Origin of the sequence: Micrococcus sp. 116, from assembly GCF_902506395.1 — a bacterium.
GTDB lineage: Bacteria > Actinomycetota > Actinomycetes > Actinomycetales > Micrococcaceae > Micrococcus > Micrococcus luteus.
In genome coordinates this window covers 1,258,268-1,274,774 of record NZ_LR732370.1, presented here as the reverse complement: position 1 = coordinate 1,274,774, position 16,507 = coordinate 1,258,268, and the positions used below count along the sequence as shown (strand labels likewise).

At 73.5% G+C, this 16,507-nt stretch carries 12 protein-coding genes, 1 rRNA gene and 2 pseudogenes; 13 read left to right on the top strand and 2 right to left on the bottom strand.

Annotated features, from left to right (window positions below):
- Positions 1 to 41: 41 nt before the first annotated feature.
- Positions 42 to 1,043, bottom strand: a complete 1,002-nt coding sequence (locus CITRIK5_RS05885) for a quinone oxidoreductase (RefSeq protein ID WP_036315656.1) — start codon at positions 1,041 to 1,043, stop codon at positions 42 to 44.
- Between the two features lie 102 nt (positions 1,044 to 1,145).
- Here CITRIK5_RS05885 and argC point away from each other — a divergent pair, with 102 nt between their 5' ends.
- From argC to argR, 6 genes are read left to right on the top strand one after another with little or no spacing between them, the layout of a single operon-like run.
- Positions 1,146 to 2,186: an N-acetyl-gamma-glutamyl-phosphate reductase gene (argC, locus tag CITRIK5_RS05880; RefSeq protein ID WP_159833267.1), complete on the top strand. Its 1,041-nt coding sequence runs from the start codon at positions 1,146 to 1,148 to the stop codon at positions 2,184 to 2,186.
- A complete protein-coding gene (gene argJ / locus CITRIK5_RS05875) occupies positions 2,183 to 3,343 on the top strand; it encodes a bifunctional glutamate N-acetyltransferase/amino-acid acetyltransferase ArgJ (protein WP_159833265.1) in 1,161 nt (386 codons plus the stop codon). Before argC ends, argJ begins: the two co-directional genes overlap by 4 nt.
- An 11-nt stretch (positions 3,344 to 3,354) precedes the next feature.
- Positions 3,355 to 4,341 (top strand): acetylglutamate kinase, encoded by a 987-nt coding sequence (gene argB / locus CITRIK5_RS05870; RefSeq protein ID WP_169577793.1) that lies wholly within the window; start codon positions 3,355 to 3,357, stop codon positions 4,339 to 4,341.
- Entirely contained in the window at positions 4,338 to 5,624 is a 1,287-nt protein-coding gene (locus CITRIK5_RS05865) for an acetylornithine transaminase (RefSeq protein ID WP_159833263.1), read from the top strand. The genes argB and CITRIK5_RS05865 overlap by 4 nt, the downstream gene beginning before the upstream one ends.
- Complete coding sequence (gene argF / locus CITRIK5_RS05860; RefSeq protein ID WP_159833261.1) at positions 5,621 to 6,580, top strand: ornithine carbamoyltransferase; 960 nt, start codon at positions 5,621 to 5,623, stop codon at positions 6,578 to 6,580. The genes CITRIK5_RS05865 and argF overlap by 4 nt, the downstream gene beginning before the upstream one ends.
- Positions 6,580 to 7,068 carry an arginine repressor gene (gene argR, locus CITRIK5_RS05855; RefSeq protein ID WP_036337506.1) on the top strand — a complete coding sequence of 163 codons (489 nt, stop codon included), beginning with the start codon at positions 6,580 to 6,582 and terminating at the stop codon, positions 7,066 to 7,068. The genes argF and argR overlap by 1 nt, the downstream gene beginning before the upstream one ends.
- 114 nt (positions 7,069 to 7,182) lie before the next feature.
- Here the strand turns inward: argR and rpf are convergent, their stop codons facing one another.
- Positions 7,183 to 8,169: a resuscitation-promoting factor Rpf gene (gene rpf, locus CITRIK5_RS05850; protein WP_159833259.1), complete on the bottom strand. Its 987-nt coding sequence runs from the start codon at positions 8,167 to 8,169 to the stop codon at positions 7,183 to 7,185.
- A 621-nt stretch (positions 8,170 to 8,790) separates the two neighbouring features.
- On the opposite strand from rpf, the gene CITRIK5_RS05845 reads away from it, so the two are divergent.
- The 7 genes and pseudogenes from CITRIK5_RS05845 (at position 8,791) to rrf (ending at position 16,340) form a co-directional block, all read left to right on the top strand.
- Positions 8,791 to 10,032 carry an argininosuccinate synthase gene (locus CITRIK5_RS05845; RefSeq protein ID WP_020625386.1) on the top strand — a complete coding sequence of 414 codons (1,242 nt, stop codon included), beginning with the start codon at positions 8,791 to 8,793 and terminating at the stop codon, positions 10,030 to 10,032.
- Between the two features lie 85 nt (positions 10,033 to 10,117).
- Complete coding sequence (gene argH, locus CITRIK5_RS05840) at positions 10,118 to 11,578, top strand: argininosuccinate lyase (protein WP_044659914.1); 1,461 nt, start codon at positions 10,118 to 10,120, stop codon at positions 11,576 to 11,578.
- 167 nt (positions 11,579 to 11,745) lie between these two features.
- Complete coding sequence (locus tag CITRIK5_RS05835; protein ID WP_159833257.1) at positions 11,746 to 14,034, top strand: UvrD-helicase domain-containing protein; 2,289 nt, start codon at positions 11,746 to 11,748, stop codon at positions 14,032 to 14,034.
- A 69-nt stretch (positions 14,035 to 14,103) separates the two neighbouring features.
- Complete coding sequence (tyrS, locus tag CITRIK5_RS05830; protein ID WP_159833255.1) at positions 14,104 to 15,447, top strand: tyrosine--tRNA ligase; 1,344 nt, start codon at positions 14,104 to 14,106, stop codon at positions 15,445 to 15,447.
- A gap of 347 nt (positions 15,448 to 15,794) precedes the next feature.
- Positions 15,795 to 16,002, top strand: a pseudogene (locus tag CITRIK5_RS05825) (helix-turn-helix domain-containing protein); the annotation flags it as partial.
- Positions 15,947 to 16,136 (top strand): annotated as a pseudogene (locus CITRIK5_RS12440) (helix-turn-helix domain-containing protein); the annotation flags it as partial. The pseudogenes CITRIK5_RS05825 and CITRIK5_RS12440, both read left to right, overlap by 56 nt.
- An 87-nt stretch (positions 16,137 to 16,223) precedes the next feature.
- Positions 16,224 to 16,340: ribosomal RNA gene (gene rrf, locus CITRIK5_RS05815) — 5S ribosomal RNA — on the top strand.
- Positions 16,341 to 16,507: the final 167 nt, after the last annotated feature.

The following is a 16,507-nucleotide window of genomic DNA, read 5'->3' as shown; positions in this document are numbered from 1 at the left end:
CGGCCGCGCGGGGCGCCTGGAAGGCACCGGGCGGGTCCGGCTCAGGACAGGGTGAGCAGCACCTTGCCCGTCGTCGACCGGGACTCGAGTGCGGCGTGCGCGGCGGCCGCGTCCGCCAGCGGGAAGCGCTCGCCGATCCGTACGTCGAGCTCGCCGGAGGCCCACGCCCCGAACACCTCTCCACCACGCCAGCGGGTCTCCTCGCCCGTGCGCGTGTAGTGCACCAGCGAGGGCCGGGTGACGTACAGCGAGCCGGCCGCGTTGAGCCGCTGCAGGTCGAAGGGGGGCACCTGCCCGGAGGCCCCGCCGAAGAGCACGAGTGTGCCGCGCACGCGCAGCACCTCGAGCGAGGTGTCGAAGGTGTCCTTCCCCACGCCGTCGTACACGACGTGCGCGCCCTCGCCGTCGGTCAGCTCGGCCACCGTGGCGGCGAGGTCCGGGTAGTCCACCGCGGCGACGGCGCCCGCGCCCCGGGACAGCTCCCGCTTCTCCTCCGTGGACGCCGTGGTGACCACGCGGGCGCCGCGGGCCGTCGCGAGCTGGGTGAGCAGGAGCCCCACGCCGCCGGCACCGGCCGTCACGACCACCGTGTGGCCCTCCTCCACCGGGAAGGTGGACCGGCAGAGGTAGTGGGCCGTCATGCCCTGCAGCGGAAGGGCGGCGGCCTCGGCCAGGTCGATGCCCTCCGGGACGGCGAGGAGACGATCCGCGGGGGCGGTGAAGTGCTCGGCGTACGCACCGGTGGCCGTCGCGGTGGCGACACGGGCCCCCAGGAGCGCGGCGTCCACGCCCTCGCCGAGCGCGACGACCTCGCCGGAGCCCTCCGTGCCGGGGGTGAAGGGCAGGTCCATCGCGTAGGTCCCGGAGCGCTGGTACGTCTCGATGAAGTTCAGGCCCGCCGCGGCGGTCCGCACCAGCACGTGCCCCGGTGCGGGAGAGGGCACCTCCGTCTCGGTCCACTGCAGGACCTCGGGGCCGCCCGTGGCGGACACGACGACGGCGTGGTGGGTGCGGGGGACGGCGGGGGTGTTCGCAGTGGTCATGGCCCCACTCTAGGAGCGGGCCCGGACATCCGGCCCGTCCCGGGGGACCCGAGGCACCGCATAGATATTCCGTGCAACGCATATCTACGCTAGGATGGGGCCATGACCCACACCGTCGCCGTCTCCGGAGCCAGCGGCTACGCCGGGGGAGAGGCCCTGCGCCTGCTCGCCGGCCACCCGTCCGTCACCGTCGGAGCCATCACGGCCCACTCGAACGCGGGGGAGCGCCTCGGCGCCCTCCAGCCGCACCTGCACGCCCTGGCGGACCGCGTCCTCGCCGAGACCACCGCGGACGTCCTCGCCGGTCACGACGTCGTGATCCTCGCGCTGCCCCACGGGGCCTCCGGGGCGCTCGCGGCCGAGATCGCCGAGCGCTCCCCGGACACCCTGGTGATCGACGCGGGCGCCGACCACCGCCTCGAGTCCGCCGCGGACTGGGAGGCCTTCTACGGCACCGCGCACGCCGGGACCTGGCCCTACGGCCTTCCCGAGCTGCCCGGTCAGCGCGAGCGACTCGCCGGCACCCGCCGCATCGCCGTCCCCGGGTGCTACCCGACCACCTCGATCCTCGCCCTCGCGCCCGGCTTCGCCGCGGGGCTGCTCGAGCCGCAGGACGTGGTGATCGTCGCCGCCTCGGGCACCTCCGGGGCGGGCAAGGCGCTGAAGCCGCACCTGCTCGGCGCCGAGGTCATGGGCGGGATGAGCCCGTACGGCGTCGGCGGCGGGCACCGGCACACCCCGGAGATCGAGCAGGGCCTGGCCCAGGCGGCCGGCGAGCCGGTCCGCGTCTCCTTCACGCCCACGCTCGCGCCGATGTCGCGCGGCATCCTCGCGACAGCCACGGCGCGCCTGCGTCCCGGCGTCGCCTCCGCGGACGTACGCGCGGCGTGGGCCGCGGCCTACGGCGGCGAACGCTTCGTGCACCTGCTCCCCGAGGGACAGTGGCCCACCACGAAGGCGGTCCTCGGCTCCAACCACGTGCAGCTGCAGCTCGCCGTGGACGAGCGGGCCGGCCGCGTGATCGTCTGCGCGGCGCTCGACAACCTCACCAAGGGCACGGCCGGCGGCGCCGTGCAGTCCATGAACATCGCCCTGGGCCTGCCGGAGCAGGCGGGGCTCGAGCAGCAGGGGGTCGCGCCGTGAGCGTCACCGCAGCACAGGGGTTCCGGGCGGCCGGCGTCACCGCGGGGCTGAAGGCCTCGGGCACGCCCGACGTCGCCGTCGTCGTCAACGAGGGCCCGCGCGACGCGGCCGCCGCCGTCCTCACCGAGAACCGGGTGGCGGCCGCCCCCGTGGTCTGGACCCGCCGCGCCGTGCGGGACGGTCGCGCGACCGCGGTCGTCCTGAACTCCGGCGGGGCCAACGCGGCCACCGGCACCGAGGGCCTCGAGGACGCCCGTCGCACCGCCGAGCACGCGGCCGCGGCCCTCGGGACCTCCGCCGACGACGTGCTCGTCTGCTCGACCGGCCTCATCGGCGAACGCCTGCCGATGGACACGCTCACCGCGGGCGTGTCCGAGGCGGTCGCCGCCCTGAGTCCGGACGGCGGCGAGGACGCCGCCGTCGCGATCAAGACCACGGACACCGTGGCCAAGACCGCCGTGGCCCGCGGCGAGGGCTTCATCGTGGGCGGCATGGCCAAGGGTGCGGGCATGCTGGCGCCCGGCATGGCCACCATGCTCAGCGTCATCACCACGGACGCCGACGTCCCCGCACCCGCCCTCGACGCGGCCCTGCGCGAGGCCGTGCGCGCCACCTTCAACCGGGTCGACTCGGACGGGTGCATGTCCACCAACGACACCGTGATCCTGCTGGCCTCGGGCGCGTCCGGGACCGCGCCCGAGCCCGAGGCGTTCGCCGCGGCCCTCCACGAGGTCTGCGCGGACCTGTCCCGCCAGCTCGTCGCCGACGCCGAGGGCGCCCGGCACGACATCGCCGTGCGCGTGGTCCACGCCGAGACCGAGGAGGCGGCCGAGGCCGTCGCGCGCGCCGTCGGCCGCTCCAACCTGTTCAAGACCGCGATCTTCGGCCAGGACCCGAACTGGGGACGCGTGATCGCCGCCGTCGGCACGGTCCCGGAGTCGGTCGCCGCCTTCGACCCGTACGCCCTCGACGTGCGCTTCAACGGCGTCCAGGTGTGCCGTGCCTCCGGTGTGGGGGAGGACCGCTCCCGCGTGGACCTGACGGCCCGCGAGGTGCTCGTCGAGGTCGACCTGCACGCCGGCGACGCCGAGGCCACGGTCTGGACCAACGACCTGACGCACGACTACGTCCACGAGAACTCCGCCTACTCCACGTGAGGACCCCCCGCATGAGCCCGCACACCGACCCGGCCACGGCGGCCGCACCCGTCCTGTCCACCGCGGACCGGCTCGACCGCGCCGAGTCCAAGGCGGAGGTCCTCGTCGAGGCCCTGCCCTGGATCCGGCGGTTCGCCGGAACCGTCATGGTCGTCAAGTACGGCGGCAACGCCATGGTGTCGGAGGAGCTGCGCCGGGCGTTCGCCGAGGACATCGTGTTCCTGCACCACGTGGGGGTCCACCCCGTGGTGGTGCACGGCGGCGGCCCGCAGATCAACGCGATGCTCGACCGCCTCGGCATCGCGTCCGAGTTCCGCGGCGGCCTGCGCGTGACCACCGAGGAGGCCATGGACGTGGTCCGCATGGTGCTCACGGGACAGGTGGGCCGCGAGCTGGTCGGCCTCGTGAACTCCCACGGCCCGTACGCCGTCGGCTTCTCCGGCGAGGACGCGGGGCTGCTGCGCGCCCGCCGCACGGGCGCCGTCGTGGACGGGCAGGAGGTGGACCTCGGCCTCGTGGGGGAGGTCACCGGCGTCGACCCGACCGCGATCCTCGACGTGATCGAGTCCGGGCGGATTCCCGTGGTCTCGTCGGTCGCCCCCGAGATCGACGACGACGGCGAGCCCACCGGGCAGGTCCTCAACGTCAATGCGGACACCGCCGCCGCGGCCCTGGCCGCCGCCCTCGGCGCCGCGAAGCTCGTGCTGCTCACCGACGTCGAGGGCCTCTACGCCGACTGGCCGGACCGGGACTCCCTCATCAGCTCGCTCACCGCCGCCCAGCTGCGTGCACTGCTGCCCTCCCTGGCCTCCGGGATGATCCCGAAGATGGCCGCGTGCCTGGCGGCCGTGGACGCCGGCGTGCAGCGCGCCCACGTCGTGGACGGCCGCCGCCCCCACTCGATGCTGCTGGAGGTCTTCACCTCCGCGGGCGTCGGCACCCAGGTGGTGCCCGACGCCGAACCCACCGCCCCGACCACCCCCGAGGAGGACGCATGAGCACCGACCAGTCCGCGCTGCTGGAGCGCTACCACGCCGCCCTGACCGGCGTCTTCGGCCGCCCCACCCGCGTGCTCGTGCGCGGCGAGGGGGTCCACGTGTGGGACGCCGACGGCCGGCGCTACACGGACCTGCTGGCCGGCATCGCCGTGAATGCGCTCGGCCACGGCCACCCGGCGCTGGTGCGGGCCGTGTCCGAGCAGATCGCCACGCTCGGCCACGTGTCCAACCTCTTCACCTCCGAGCCGCAGATCCGCCTGGCCGAGCGCCTGCTGGAACTGGCCGGCGTGCCCGCGGGCTCCACCGTGTTCTTCGCGAACTCCGGCACGGAGGCCAACGAGGCCGCGTTCAAGCTCGCCCGCCGCCACGGTGCGGACGACCCGTCCGGCCGCCGGACGCGGGTGATCGCGCTCGAGCGGGCCTTCCACGGCCGCACGATGGGCGCCCTCGCGCTCACGCACAAGGAGGCCTACCGGGCGCCCTTCGAGCCGCTGCCCGGCGGCGTGGAGCACGTGCCGGGCGGGGACGCCGCAGCCCTGCGGGCGGCCCTGGCCCCGGACGACGACGGCGCCACCGTCGCCGCCGTCATCCTCGAGCCGGTCCAGGGCGAGGCCGGCGTGCACGGCTGGCCGGCCGGCTACCTGGCCGAGGTGCGGGCCGCGACCCGCGAGGCCGGCGCCCTGATGATCCTCGACGAGGTGCAGTCCGGCGTGGGCCGCACCGGCACGTGGTTCGGCTTCCAGAACCCGGCCGTCACCGGGGCGGCAGAGCCGGTGGTGCCCGACGCCTTCACCCTGGCGAAGGGACTGGGCGGCGGCGTGCCGATCGGGGCGCTCGTGTGCGTCGGCCCCGCCGTCTCCGGGCTGCTCACCGCCGGCCAGCACGGCACCACGTTCGGCGGCAACCCCCTGGCCACCGCCGCGGGCCTGGCCGTGCTCCAGACCGTCGAGGACGAGGGCCTGCTCGGCCACGTCCGCGCCGCGGGTGAGGCCGTGGCCGCCCTGCTGGAGGACCTGCACGAGGTGGCCGCGGTGCGCGGTCACGGCCTGTGGATCGGCGTCGATCTGGCCGACCCCGCGGGACCGGCCCCGGCCGGCGGGCTGGCCCCCGCCGTCGTCGCCGCCGGCCTCCAGGCGGGCTGGATCCTCAACGCCACCGGCCCCTCCACCCTGCGCCTGGCCCCGCCGCTCACCGTGCCCGTGGCCGAGCTCGAGCGCTTCGCCGCAGCCCTGCCCGGGCTCGTGACCGCCGCCCTGACCCCCGCCGAAGGAGACCGCCCATGACCCCCGCTGCCGCCGTCCGCCACTTCCTGGTGGACACGGACCTCGCCCCGGCCGAGCAGGCCGAGGTGCTCGACCTCGCCGCGCAGATGAAGGCCGACCGGTTCCGGCACCGCCCGCTGGCCGGGCCCCGGACCGGCATCGTGTTCTTCGACAAGACCTCCACGCGCACCCGCGTCTCGTTCGCGGCCGGCATCGCCGAGCTCGGCGGGACGCCGCTGATCGTGAACCCGGGGGAGTCGCAGCTGGGCCACAAGGAGTCCGTGGCGGACACGGCCCGCGTGCTGGAGCGGATGGTCGGCGTCATCGTCTGGCGCACGTTCGCGCAGGCCGGTCTCGAGGAGATGGCCGCCCATTCCTCGGTGCCCGTAGTCAATGCGCTCAGCGACGACTACCACCCCTGTCAGATCCTCGCCGACCTGCTGACGGTGCGCGAGCACCTCGGCGGCACGGCGGGCCGCACTCTTACGTATCTGGGGGACGCGGCGAACAACATGGCCCACTCGTATCTGCTCGGGTGCGCGACGGCCGGCATGCACGTGCGGGTCGCCGGCCCCGAGGGGCACCTGCCTGCCGAGGACGTCGTGGCCGCCGCTCGACAGCGGGCGGCGGAGACGGGCGGTTCCGTCCTCGTCACGACGGACGCGGCCGAGGCCCTGGCGGGCGCGGACGTCGTCGTGACCGACACGTGGGTGTCCATGGGCCAGGAGGAGGAGAAGGAGGCCCGCCTGGCGCTGTTCCGGGACTACCAGGTGGACGCCGCCGCGATGGCGCGGGCGGCCGACGACGCGATCTTCCTGCACTGCCTGCCCGCGTACCGGGGCTACGAGGTCACGGCCGAGGTGATCGACGGGCCGCGGTCCGTGGTGTTCGACGAGGCCGAGAACCGGCTGCACGCGCAGAAGGCGCTCATCGCCTGGCTGCTGTACCGCTCCGGCCTGGCCGAGGAGCCGCGCTGATGGCCGCCCCCACGACGAAGATCGCCCGTCAGGCCGCGATCCGGGAGATCCTGGCCACCCGGGGCATCCGCTCCCAGGCCGAACTCTCGGACGCCCTGGGCGATCGCGGGCTGTCCGTCACCCAGGGCACGCTCTCGCGGGACCTGGTGGACCTCGGCGCGGTGCGGACGCGCGGGCCGGCCGGCATGGTCTACGCCCTTCCGGCGGAGGGCGACGACGCCGCCGTGCCGGGCCGCGGCTCGGACGCGCAGCTGAATCGCCTTGCGAGCATGGCCCGCGAGCTGCTCGTCTCCGCCGAGCCCACCGCGAACCTCGTGGTCCTGCGCACGCCCCCGGGCGCGGCGCAGTTCCTGGCCAGCGTGATCGACCAGGCGCGCGTGGAGCACGTGATGGGCACGATCGCCGGCGACGACACCATCCTCCTCATCACCACGGGGACCACGTCCGCCCCGGCCGTCGCGGCCCACCTGCTGGGTCTGGCGGGCTAACCGACCCGTCCGGCCCCGCCCGCGCGGGTGACGGGCACCAGGCACGAGGAAGGCCCCCGCCGACGGCGGGGGCCTTCCTCGTGTCGTACCGGTCCGGGGGACCGGTCAGGCGTCTCAAGCCTGCGGCAGGACGAGCTCCTGGCCGACGTAGATCACGGCGGCGTCGGAGACGGCGCCCTTGTTGGCCTCGTAGAGGGCGGTCCAGCCACCCTCCACCTCGTACTCGTTGGCGAGCTTCCAGAGGGAGTCACCGGACTTGACGACGATGGTCTCGGCCTCGGCCTCGGCGACGACGGCCTGCTCCGCGGCAGCGGCCTGCTCAGCGGCGGCAGCCTTCTGAGCGGCGGCCTTCTCCGCGGCGGCAGCCTTCTGAGCGGCAGCCTTCTCCGCGGCGGCGGCACGCTGGGCAGCGGCCTTGTCGGCGGCGGCCTGCTCGGCAGCAGCCTGCTCGGCGGCCCAGCGCTCGGCGGCGGCCTGGTCGGCGGCGGCCTGGTCGGCAGCAGCCTGCTCGGCGGCCCAGCGCTCGGCGGCGGCCTGCTCGGCAGCAGCCTGCTCGGCGGCCCAGCGCTCGGCGGCGGCCTGCTCGGCAGCAGCCTCGGCGGCAGCGGCCTGCTCGGCGGCCCAGCGCTCGGCGGCGGCCTCGTCCGCGGCGGACTGGCGCTGCACGGTGGCGGTGCGCTCCACGGCGACCGGGGCGGCCTCGGTGGCGTCCACGTCACCGGCGTCCGCGTCAGCCTGGGTCAGGCCCAGCTTCTGCGAGCACAGCGGCCAGGCGCCCCAGCCCTGCAGGTCCTGGAGGATCTCGGCGCGCTTGATCTGCTCGGCCTTGGAGGCCTGGTGCGGGTAGCCCTCGCCGCCGACGGCCTGCCAGGAGGACAGGGTGAACTGCACGCCGCCGTAGAAGCCGTTGCCGGTGTTGATGTCCCAGGTGCCGTTGGACTCGCACTCGGCGAGGCGGTCCCAGGTGTCCACGGTGGCGGCCTGGGCCGGAGCGGAGAAGCCCACGGCGGCGGCGCCGGCGAGGGTCATGCCCGCAACGATCGAGGCGGTGGCACGGCGGGAGCGGGTGGCGGAAGTGGTGAAGAGAGTCATGGTGTCCATGGCGAGTCCTCGCTGATCGGTGGCCGAGGCACACCGGGGTCGTCCTTCTCCTTGGTCGGGTCATGCCCTCCGTCGGTTCGAGACGACCCAGCAGCGGGCGACCGTCGGAGGGGGTTCGATGTCGTGGCCTCCCCGTCCCCGACCTCTCGGTCAGATAACGGTTCGATCACGAATCGGCTACGGAAGAGTCAACGACGGGAGCCCCCCTCGCGTCAAATCATGGGTCGACGAATTCTTGCCCGTCCGTCTCACATTTGAGATCAGGTGACGAATCGCTCCCTGAGGCGGGAGTACGTGGACGAAATGCACGCCACTGCCCGCATTGGATCTCAGGGCGTCTGATTGGACAGTGTGGACAACCTCCGTCACAGGGGCGTGGGCGAAGGTCACGATCGACGGTCGAAGCCGTTACCGGCGTCGCGTTCGACCCGAACTTCGAGCGCGGGGCCATGGTTGCGGGTGGCCGCCGCGGTGGGCGCAGAGGGGCTGCGCAGGATCCATCGGGAGCTGATATTCCGTCAGTTGCATATTTATTCAAGACCCGGGTAGGATCGTCGCCGAGCACGCCTTCGACGGCCACGTGCCGCGCTCGGAGACGCCCCCCTATATAAAGGAGAAAACGTGAAGGAACGCATCATCCTTGCCTACTCGGGCGGCCTGGACACCTCGGTGGCCATCGGCTGGATCGCCGAGGCCACGGGCGCCGAGGTCGTCGCCGTCGCGGTCGACGTGGGCCAGGGGGGCGAGTCCCTCGAGACGATCCGCCAGCGCGCCCTGGACTGCGGCGCCGTCGAGGCCTACGTGGCCGACGCGCGTGAGGAGTTCGCCGAGCAGTACTGCATGCCCACGCTCAAGGCCAACGCCCTCTACATGGGCGCCTACCCGCTGGTCTCCGCGATCTCGCGTCCGGTCATCTCCCGCCACCTGGTCGCGGCGGCCCGCCAGTTCGGCGCCTCGACGGTGGCGCACGGCTGCACCGGCAAGGGCAACGACCAGGTCCGCTTCGAGGTCTCCATCCAGACCCTCGGCCCCGACCTGAAGTGCATCGCCCCGGTGCGCGACCTCGCCCTGACCCGCGAGAAGGCCATCGAGTACGCCGAGCGCAACGACCTGCCGATCGTCACCACGAAGAAGAACCCGTTCTCGATCGACCAGAACGTGTGGGGCCGCGCCGTCGAGACCGGCTTCCTCGAGGACATCTGGAACGGCCCCACGAAGGACGTCTACGACTACACGGACGACCCCGCCTTCCCGCCGGCGCCGGACGTGGTCACGATCGCCTTCGAGCGCGGCGTCCCCACGGCCCTCGACGGCCGTGCGCTGAGCCCGCTGGAGATCATCGAGGAGCTCAACCGCCGGGCCGGCGCCCAGGGCGTGGGCCGGATCGACATCGTCGAGGACCGCCTCGTGGGCATCAAGTCCCGCGAGATCTACGAGGCCCCGGGCGCCATGGCGCTGATCGCGGCCCACCGTGAGCTCGAGAACGTCACCCTGGAGCGGGAACAGGCGCGCTTCAAGAAGCAGGTGGACCAGCGCTGGACCGAGCTGGTCTACGACGGCCAGTGGTACTCCCCGCTGAAGCGCAACCTGGACACGTTCATCGACGCGACCCAGGAGCACGTCAACGGTGAGATCCGCCTGGAGCTCCACGGCGGCCGCGCGACGGTGCAGGGTCGCCGGTCCGAGACCGGCCTGTACGACTTCAACCTCGCCACGTACGACGAGGGCGACTCGTTCGACCAGTCCTCGGCCCGCGGGTTCATCGACATCTTCGGCCTGTCCGCGAAGACGGCCTCGGAGCGCGAGCAGCGCCTGCGCGGCGGCGACGACCTCCAGGACGTCGCCCGCCTGTCCAACGACTGACCCCGCACGCCCCGCGCACGACGGCGGCCCGCCCGCGCCCGGGCCGGCCGCCGTCGGCCTGTCACCGACCTCGAGGAGACCTTCGATGACCGAGAACACCGACGCCCGCCACGGGACCAACGAGGGCGCCCTGTGGGGCGGCCGCTTCGCCGGCGGCCCTTCCGAGGCGCTCGCCGCGCTCAGCAAGTCCACGCACTTCGACTGGCGCCTGGCGCCCTATGACATCGCCGGCTCCCGTGCCCACGCCCGGGTGCTGCACACCGCCGGTCTGCTCAGTGCGGACGACCTGGACGGGATGATCGCGGCCCTCGACCGGCTCGAGGCGGACGTGCGTTCCGGTGCCTACACCCCGGCGGCGTCCGATGAGGACGTGCACGGCTCGCTCGAGCGCGGCCTCATCGAGCGGGCCGGTCCCGAGCTCGGCGGCCGCCTGCGGGCCGGCCGATCCCGCAACGACCAGGTCGCCACCCTCGGCCGGATGTTCCTGCGCGACCACGCCCGCATCATCGCGCGGGGCGTGATCGCCACGGTGGACGCGCTGCTCGATCAGGCGCGGGCGCACCCGTACGCGCCGATGCCGGGCCGCACCCACCTGCAGCACGCGCAGCCCGTCCTGCTCTCGCACCACCTGCTCGCGCACGCCTGGGCGTTCGCGCGGGACCTGCAGCGGCTCGTGGACTGGGACGCGCGCGCGGCCGTCTCGCCGTACGGCTCCGGGGCCCTGGCCGGCTCCTCCCTGGGTCTGGACCCGAACGCCGTGGCCACCGAGCTCGGCTTCGAGTCGGCCGTGTGGAACTCGATCGACGGCACCGCCGCCCGCGACGTGTACGCGGAGTTCGCGTGGGTCGCCGCGATGGTCGGCGTCGACCTGTCCCGCATCTCGGAGGAGGTCATCTTCTGGGCCACCAAGGAGGCGGGCTTCGTGACGCTGCACGACGCGTACTCCACGGGGTCCTCGATCATGCCGCAGAAGAAGAACCCGGACGTCGCCGAGCTGGCCCGCGGCAAGTCCGGCCGCCTCATCGGCGACCTCACGGGGCTGCTGGCCACGCTCAAGGGCATGCCGCTGGCCTACAACCGCGACCTGCAGGAGGACAAGGAGCCCGTCTTCGACGCCGCGGACACCCTCGAGCTGCTGCTGCCCGCCGTCTCCGGGATGATCGCCACCCTCGAGTTCCAGACGGAGCGCATGGCGGAGCTGGCCCCGCAGGGCTTCGCGCTGGCCACCGACGTCGCCGAGTGGCTCGTCCGCCAGGGGGTCCCGTTCCGCGAGGCCCACGAGCTGTCGGGCGAGGCCGTGAAGGCGGCCGAGGCCCGGGGCGTGGAGCTGTGGGACCTCACGGACGACGAGTACGCGGCCATCTCGCCGGCGCTGACCCCGCAGGTCCGCGAGGTGCTCAGCACGGAGGGCTCGCTCGCCTCTCGCGACGCCCAGGGCGGGACCGCGCCGACGGCCGTCGCGGCGCAGATCGGGGCGCTCGAGGACGCCCTGGCGCCGCTGCGCCGCTGGGCCGACACGCCGGGCTCCGTCGTCGACGCCCGCTGACGCGGTCGCCCGGCCGAGGCGGCGCCGACCGGGCCGGACGCGGCGGCGCCCCCAGGGCACCGCCGCGTCACCCGCCGTTCACCGCGGTCGGCGTAGCATGGGTGGTCACTTTTCCGCCGGGCGGGCCGCAGCGTGGTCCGCCCCTCACCGCACCGCGAGGGCCCCCGATGACCGATACCGTGTCCGTCCGCCAGTCCGAGCTCGACCTCGAGCGGGGTCGGGTCGCCGAGCGGTACGCCCGCCTCGACGCCCTGCGTGAGGAGAAGGAGCGCCAGCTCGCGGCCGTGCGCCGGACCGGCCCGCAGGGGTCGCTGCAGAACCACTCCGAGCGCGACGCCTTCGCCAGCCTCTACGAGGACCGACTCGCCCAGCTCTACGCCGTGGACGACCGCCTCGTCTTCGGCCGGCTCGACCTCGACGCCGAGCGGGAGGGTGGGGCCGACGAGCAGCGGTACATCGGGCGCATCGGCCTCACCACCGAGGACCACGAGCGCCTCCTCGTCGACTGGCGCGCGGCCGAGGCCGGCGCCTTCTACCAGGCGACGGCGGCCCACCGGGGCCGCGTGCGCCGTCGTCGTCACCTGATGCTGCGGGGGCGCGAGGTGCGCGACCTCGAGGACGACATCCTGGACCCGACGCTGCTGGGCGAGGACGGCGTGCGCGCCGATGCCCAGGGTGCGCTGCTGGCCGCCGTCACCGCCCGACGCACGGGACGGATGGGGGACATCGTCGCCACGATCCAGGCGGAGCAGGACGAGGTGATCCGCGCGCCCCTGCCCGGGGCGGTCGTGGTGCAGGGCGGGCCCGGCACGGGGAAGACCGCCGTCGCCCTGCACCGTGCGGCCTACCTGCTGTACACCCACCGGGAGCGCCTCGCGCGCTCGGGCGTGCTGATCGTCGGCCCGTCGACCGCGTTCATGCGGTACATCGAGCGGGTGCTGCCCTCGCTGGGCGAGACCGGTGTCGTGATGTCCTCGCTGGGGACGCTGATGCCGGGTGTGCGGGCCGTCCCGGAGCGGGACCTCGACGCGGCGGCGGTGAAGGGCCGGCTGGACATGGTGGACGCCGTCGCCCACGCGGTCGCGCAGCGCCAGCGCCTGCTCGTCGAGCCGCGGCGCCTGATGATCGACGGCACGGCCGTCAAGCTCAAGCCGGCCATGGTCCGGCGCGCCCGGGACAAGGCACGGGCCACCCGCAAGCCCCACAACGAGGCCCGGGTGACGTTCGTGAAGATCCTCGTCCGCGAGCTCGCGGAGAAGCTGCGCAAGAAGCTGGAGAAGTCCTCGGGCGCCCCGGTGCAGCGTGACCTCCTGCTCGAGGACGTGCGCACCTCGCGCGACGTGCGCATCGCGCTCAACCTCTGCTGGATGCCGCTGACGCCGGAGAAGCTCATCGGCGACCTCCTCACCCGGGAGGACCTGCTCCGGGCGGCGGCCCCGTGGCTCTCCGACGCCGAGGTCGGCGCGCTCCTTCGGCCGGCCGACGCCCCCTGGACCGAGGCCGACGTGCCCCTGCTGGACGAGGCGGCCGAGCTGCTCGGACGCCTCGACACCCCGGGCCGGGGCGGCGAGTCCGCGGCCCAGCACGAGCGCAACCTCGAGAACGCCCGGGCGTCCCTGGAGAACATGCACCAGACGCTCGCGGACCTGGGCGTCGACGGCGTCGTGGACGCCGAGCAGCTGGCCGCGGCCAATGAGGCGCGCGGCGTGCGACGGACCACCGCCGAGACCGCGGCCCACGACCGCACCTGGACGTACGGGCACGTGGTGGTGGACGAGGCCCAGGAGCTCTCTCCGATGCAGTGGCGCCTGCTGGCGCGCCGCTGCCCGATGAAGTCGTTCACCATCGTGGGCGACATCGCGCAGTCCTCCCGTCGCGACGCGGCGGGCTCGTGGGCGTCCGTCCTCGCCCCGGAGTTCGGGGACCGCTGGCGCCTGGAAGAGCTGACCGTGAACTACCGCTCGCCGGCGCGCGTGATGCGCTGGGCCGCGCAGGTCGCACGGGCGGCCGGGCTCGAGGTCTCCCATCCGCGCGCCGTGCGCGAGGGCGACCACCGCCCGCGTCTGGTGACGGAGCCGGGCGGTGACGTCGCCGCCCTGGCCCTCGAGGCGGTCGAAGTTGAAAAGGACCGCGTGCCCGAGGCCCTGACCGCCGTGATCGCCCCCGCCGGGCGGACGGGGGAGCTGCTCACGGTCCTCCGGGAGCGGTGGGGGGAGGCGGCCGTGGACACCGCGCCGCTGCCCGGCGTCGAGATCGTCGTCGCCACCCCGTGGGAGACCAAGGGACTGGAGTTCGACACCGTCGTCCTCGTCTCGCCCGAGCGGATCGTGGCCGACGCGCGCGGGGTGGTGGGCGATCTGTACGTGGCGATGACCCGCGCCACCCAGTCGCTGTCCGTCGTCGCCGGGACGGACGCGGCCGCGCTGCCGGCCGGGCTGGCGGACGTCCCGGAGTGAGCCCCGCGGGCGACGTCGCACGTGCGCGGCGTCGCGGAGGCGCGCGGGCGCGTCGCTAGGCTGGGGGCTATGGCACCCCAGAACGAGGAGCGCGCGGCCCGACTGCGCGCACAGGCGAACGACCCGAGCTTCGAGAACGTCTGGCAGGAGCTGCGCTGGCGCGGGCTCGTGCACGTCTCGACGGACGAGGCCGCGCTGGAGCAGGCGCTGGCCGGGGAGCCCGTCTCGTATTACTGCGGCTTCGACCCGACCGCTCCGTCCCTCCACCTGGGACACCTGGTCCAGCTGCTCACCCTGCGCCGCCTGCAGCTCGCCGGCCACCGCCCGTACGCCCTCGTGGGCGGCGCCACCGGGCTCATCGGCGACCCGCGGCAGACCTCGGAGCGCGTTCTGAACTCGCAGGAGACCGTGGCGGCGTGGGTGGAGTCCCTGCGCGCGCAGATCGAGCCGTACCTCTCCTTCGAGGGGGAGAACGCGGCGACCATGGTCAACAACCTGGACTGGACCGCGGGCATGAGCGCGCTGGACTTCCTGCGGGACGTCGGCAAGAACTTCCGCGTCGGCACCATGGTGAAGAAGGAGATCGTGGCCAAGCGCCTGAACTCTGATGAGGGCATCTCCTACACGGAGTTCTCCTACCAGGTGCTGCAGGGCAACGACTTCCTCGAGCTGCACCGCCGGCACGGCGTGACCCTCCAGACCGGCGGCTCCGACCAGTGGGGCAACCTCACCGCCGGCACCGAGCTGATCCGCAAGGTGGAGGGGACCCACGCCCATGCGCTGGGCACGCCGCTGATCACGAACGCGGACGGCACCAAGTTCGGCAAGTCCGAGGGCAACGCCGTCTGGCTCGACGCGAAGATGTGCTCCCCGTACGCCTTCTACCAGTTCTGGCTCAACACGGCGGACGCGGACGTCGTCGACCGGCTCAAGGTCTTCACGTTCCTGACCCGCGCGGAGATCGAGGAGTACGCGCAGAAGGTGGCCGACGAGCCGTTCCGCCGGGAGGCCCAGAAGCGCCTGGCGTGGGAGGTCACCGCGCTGGCCCATGGAGAGGAGACGGCGACGAAGGTCATCGAGGCCTCCCAGGCCGTGTTCGGAGGCGGCGACCTCACCACCGTGGATCCGGACACGCTGACCGCCGTGCTGGCCGAGCTGCCGCAGGCCGACCGGACCCAGTGGGAGGGGGAGCCGGGCACCGTGACCGCGGTCGAGCTGCTGGTCTCCACCGGGCTGGTCGCCTCGCGCTCAGAGGCGCGTCGGACGGTGCGCGACGGCGGCGCGTCGGTGAACAACGTGCGGGTGACGGATGCCGACCAGGTGTTCACCCGAGACGACGCCTTCGCCGGCCGGCACCTGCTGGTGCGCCGGGGCAAGAAGAACATGGCGGGTGCGGACCTGGGGGAGGCCTGACCACGGCCGCAGACCACCGGTGTCCACCGGGTCGCCAGAAGTGACCGAGGACACGACGGGCGGCGACGGCGGAGGAACCGCCCACGGGAGGAGCACAGGGCCCCGTTCTCCGCAGGATTCTGCGGAGAACGGGGCCCTTTTTCATGCGTGGCCGCCGGGTGTCACCCCTGATTTTGTGTTCGGTGGGGTTCGTGTGTAGAGTTCCATCTCGTGCTCAAGACGCCGACCGGGTGACCGGGAGGCGGGGTGAAGAACACAGAATCCGCGGATTCATGCCGAGAATGGCAGGTCCAGGGCGGGTGGTGCTCACCGGGTGCGCGGCCGGCAGTGATGTGGGTCGGGATTCNGGTCCACCGCCACCTGCACGACGGGATCCCGCAGGCGCACGTGGCCGCCGAGTTCCGGGTGAGCCGGCCCACGGTGGCCACCTGGGTCGCCCGCTACCGCGCCCAGGGAGAAGCCGGCCTTCAGGACCTGCCCAGCCGGCCGCACCGTTCACCTGCCCAGCTCGATCCGGTCTTGGTCGCCCAGATCCACGCCCTGCGGCGGGAGCGCATGGGTCGCCCGCTACCGCGCCCAGGGAGAAGCCGGCCTTCAGGACCTGCCCAGCCGGCCGCACCGTTCACCTGCCCAGCTCGATCCGGTCTTGGTCGCCCAGATCCACGCCCTGCGGCGGGAGCGCAAGTGGTNTTTTGAGTTGAATAGTGTCACTGTTGTGTGACCCGTAGGTTTCCCTGCTGTTGCCCGTGTTGAGGGTGGTGGTGTGGGGTTAGGGTTACGGCGGTCATAGCGTGGGGGAAACGCCCGGTTCCATTCCGAACCCGGAAGCTAAGGCCCACAGCGCCGATGGTACTGCAGCCGGGAGGTTGTGGGAGAGTAGGTCGCCGCCGGACATTCTTTGAGGGAGGGCCTCGCACCGTTGGGTGCGAGGCCCTTCCCGCATTTCTGGACTGCTTTCCCCGCAAGGACGGTCTGCCACAGGCTCCGGGCACTAGCCTGGTCCCCTGAGGACCCGGCCGCGAGGCCGGCACATGAGGAACAGAGACCGCGTTCCCGCGGA